The organism is Oceanivirga salmonicida (genome assembly GCF_001517915.1).
Lineage (GTDB): Bacteria > Fusobacteriota > Fusobacteriia > Fusobacteriales > Leptotrichiaceae > Oceanivirga > Oceanivirga salmonicida.
Window position 1 is genome coordinate 1 of record NZ_LOQI01000099.1, and the last position, 4144, is coordinate 4144.

The 4144-nt window shown below is 24.8% G+C and carries 4 protein-coding genes; 2 read left to right on the forward strand and 2 right to left on the reverse strand.

Annotation, left to right across the window (positions count from 1 at the left end):
• A partial coding sequence (gene ftsH / locus AWT72_RS08160; RefSeq protein ID WP_067143471.1) for an ATP-dependent zinc metalloprotease FtsH occupies window positions 1–1574 on the forward strand: 1574 nt, incomplete at its 5' end.
• 67 nt (window positions 1575–1641) lie between these two features.
• On the forward strand, window positions 1642–1905 hold the full coding sequence (gene rpsT / locus AWT72_RS08165) for a 30S ribosomal protein S20 (protein WP_067143474.1): 264 nt from the start codon (window positions 1642–1644) through the stop codon (window positions 1903–1905).
• A gap of 132 nt (window positions 1906–2037) precedes the next feature.
• Here the strand turns inward: rpsT and sppA are convergent, their stop codons facing one another.
• Window positions 2038–3627 carry a signal peptide peptidase SppA gene (sppA, locus tag AWT72_RS08170; protein ID WP_067143478.1) on the reverse strand — a complete coding sequence of 530 codons (1590 nt, stop codon included), beginning with the start codon at window positions 3625–3627 and terminating at the stop codon, window positions 2038–2040.
• 27 nt (window positions 3628–3654) lie between these two features.
• Window positions 3655–3972, reverse strand: coding sequence for a hypothetical protein (locus AWT72_RS08175; protein ID WP_067143481.1), 318 nt, complete (start codon window positions 3970–3972; stop codon window positions 3655–3657).
• Between the last annotated feature and the right edge of the window lie 172 nt (window positions 3973–4144).

Below are 4144 nucleotides of genomic sequence, written 5' to 3' on the forward strand. Positions count from 1 at the left end.
TGCAAATAATAAATGAAAATAATATAGAGTTAAAATCAATAGATTCTTATGCCAATTCTTTATTAGTAAGAATAATATTAAACCTATTACCTATGATATTATTGATATCTATATTTATGTTTTTATCAAGAAGACTTATGGGTGGCGGTTCAGGTGGAGTTAATCCATTTAATATGGGTAAAACAAAAGCTAGAGTAAAAGAAAAACCTAATGTTAAATTTGAAGATGTTGCTGGATTAGATGACATTAAAGAAGAATTAACAGAAGTAGTACAATTTTTAAAAGACCCAAGTAAATTTTTAGAAGTAGGAGCAAGAGTTCCAAAAGGTGTTCTTTTATTAGGAATGCCAGGAACTGGTAAAACTTTATTAGCCAAAGCATTAGCAGGAGAATCTGGGGCATCGTTTTTCAATATTTCAGCATCTGAATTTGTTGAAATGTATGTAGGTGTCGGGGCTTCTAGAGTTAGAGACTTATTTGAAGAAGCTAAGAAAAATAAACCATCAATAATATTCATAGATGAAATAGATGCCATAGGTAGAAAAAGAGGTATGAGTAGAAATGGTGGAAATGATGAAAGAGAACAAACATTAAATCAATTATTAGTTGAAATGGATGGATTTGATACTGATGCACAAATAATAATAGTAGCAGCAACAAATAGAGAAGATGTATTAGATGAAGCATTATTAAGATCAGGAAGATTCGATAGAAGAATAGCAGTTTCAGCACCAGATTTAAATGCAAGAATACAAATATTAGAAGTACATGCAAGAAATAAAAAATTATCAAAAGATGTTAAGTTAGAAGATATTGCTAAAATTACTCCAGGTTATGTTGGAGCAGATTTAGAAAATATTTTAAATGAAGCAGCAATATTTGCAGCAAGAGATAATAGAAAAGTAATAACAATGGCTGATTTAGATGAAGCTGTTGATAAAATTGGTATGGGATTAGGGCAAAGAAATAAAAAAATATCTGAATATGATTTAAAACTAACAGCATATCATGAAGGTGGACATGCTTTAATGGCAAGTATATTGCCGCATGCAGATAAGGTACACAAACTTACAATAATACCAAGAGGAAATGCTGGTGGGTTTATGATGCCTTTACCAAAAGATCAAATGTATATAAGTAAAAATAAAATATTAGATGAAATAATAGTTGCGTTTGGTGGAAGAGCTGCTGAGCAAGTTATGATGGATGATATAAGTACAGGAGCATCATCAGATATAGAAGCAGCAACAAGAAGAGCAGATGCTTATGTTAGATATTATGGTATGAGTGATTTAGGTGCTATACATTTAGTTGATAATCAAGAATCATTTAAAAATACTATAAGTGAAGAAACAAACAGAGAAATAGAATTAGAAGTAAGAAAAATATTGAAAAAACAATATGATAAAACAGTAGAATTAATAAAAGAAAATAAAGATAACTTAGAAAAAATAGCAAAATTAGTTTTAGAAAAAGAAACTATAACTGGTACTCAAGTAAGAGCTTTAATAGCAGGTAAAACTGTTGAAGAAGTTAAAGAAATGAGTAGTGAAGAATTAGAAAAATATTATTAATATTGATTTTTGTAAAAAAAAATGATATCATAACTAAGTATCAAAAAATTGTATAAGGAGGTTGAATATGGCACATACTAAATCATCTAAAAAAAGAGTTGTTTTAGGAGAAAGAAACAGATTAAGAAATCAAGCAACTAAAAGTAGAGTAAAAACTTTCGTTAAAAAAGTTATTGGAGCTGTTGAAAGTAATAATGTCGACGAAGCTAAGACAGCACTATCTGCAGTATATAAAGAATTAGATAAAGCAGTAACTAAAGGAGTTTTAAAACAAAATACAGCATCAAGAACTAAGTCAAGACTTTCTTTAAAAGTAAAAGCTTTAGGATAATTGTAAATTTTTATAAAAATTTATTAATGCACTTAAATGGTGCATTTTTTTTTATAAAAAATTAAATTTTTTTTGTTAATAATTATGCATTTTTACATATTTTTTAAAATAAAAAATTCCTCTATTGAGGAATTAATTAATATATAACATAAGTGGTATATTAAGTAATGATTTATCAAGACTTAATAAAGGAATTTTGCCTTTAATTTCATTTTTAAGTTTTATTTCTTTTTCTACATGAACTAACTTATAATCTTCTATTTTCAAATATTTAGCTAATTCTTTAATAGTATCATCTAGTGTACCTATTTTATCAACTAGTCCAATTTCTTTTGCTTCTAGTCCAGTCCATACTCTACCACCTGCAATAGGTTCTAATTTTTTATCTGTCATAATTCTTGCTCTCATAACAACTTTTTTAAATTCTTCATAAACTTGTATCATTTGATTTTGGAATAAAGTTTCAGATTTAGGACTAAGTTCTTGTGTTAAATCTCCAAATTCTGTAGTTTCCCCTTTTTGTATACCAGAATAATTTACTCCAATTTTATCAAGTAAATTTTTAAAGTTAGGGTAAAGAGCAACCACTCCTATAGAACCTGTTATAGTTGATTTATTTGCGAAAATCTTTTGTCCGCTACTTGCAATAAAATAACCACCTGAAGCACAAACATCTTTCATACTTATGAATATAGGAATATTTTTAAATTCTTGTTTTAACATTGAATGTATTAAACTAGATTCATATGCTGAACCACCAGGAGAATTAATTTCAATAACTAAACCTTTTAAATTATCTAATTCTTTAATTTTTTTGACTTTCTTATATACTTCATCGAAACATAAACCTGTTTTACTAATAGAACCTTCTAATGACATAACAGAAATTATATTCTTAGATTTCTTTTTCTTTTTCTTAGGTTTATAACTAGAAATATTCATTAATTTCTCATCTTCATTTATAAGCTTATATTTATGAATTTTACCATCTATTAAACCTTTATAATCATCTTTTAAAAATATGTTACCATCAACTATATCATTAGTAATATCAATATTTCTATATTGTTTTACTTTTTCAATAAAATATTCTAAATTCTTATCGTATAGTCTAGTAAGATTTTCTTTTAAATTATCTGACATTTCATCTAACTTATAATTTTCACCATAAGATTTAAAATCTCCAACATGTATAGCCTTAACTGTTATACCCAATTTATCTAATAAGTTCTTGTAATATGGTAATTTTCTAGAATAAGCTTGTATCATTAAATATGAATTTTTAGTTTTTACTAAATATATTTTACTTGCTAATAGGGCAGTTAAATAATTTTGTCTAGTAAATATAGACGCAACTGCTATAACTTCCTTTTTCTTTTTTAAATTATTAAATATGGGTTCAAGTTCTTCACTTTGAGTTTGAGTAAGTTCTAACTCATCTAAATCTAATATTATTTTTTCTATCTTATCATCGTTTACCATTGCTTCCAATTTCTTTTTTAAGGTTAGAAAAGATACTTTTTCATCTAATAAACTAATTTTTTTATCATAAATAATATCAAGTGAAGATATTAATATGGTTTTTGCTTTTTTTTGACTTATACCGTCTCCATCATCTTTTTGTTTAATTTTAAGGAAAATTAATAAAAATATAAGGGCTAAAATCAAAACTATAAAAATAGTTGTAACAATAGAATTTAATAATATGTAAATAATCTGCATTTGTCCTCCTTGTATAATATACTTACTTTAAAATAGAACTATAAGTCCTAATGAATTTGTTAGGAAAAAAAGTCCAACAAATTTTTTATGTAAACTTTTAAAATTGTCATCTATACCAACATAACCTAGTAATAATATAATAGTAATAACTAAATAAATAATATTGATATATGGATAATATTTATATGCTAATAATAAAATATAAAACGGTATAAAGTTTATTGATATAAATATTGAAACAGCAGTAAGTAATAAATTTAAAGTTAATAATAATATAGAAACAGTTTCAAGATTATTAATTTTTAAAAATATTAATATAGATACTACTAATTCTGAAATAAGCATTAATAAAAAAATATAATATATAAAAATAGTTCTTACCTCCAATTAATTTGATAATATAATTTTAGCATAAAAATATTAAAATAACTATAATAAAAAGAAAAAATATGAAAAGGAAATCGTAAATACTAAGAATAAAGAAAAAAAGAAAAAGCTTTTTCAAAAAAAAGTAAAA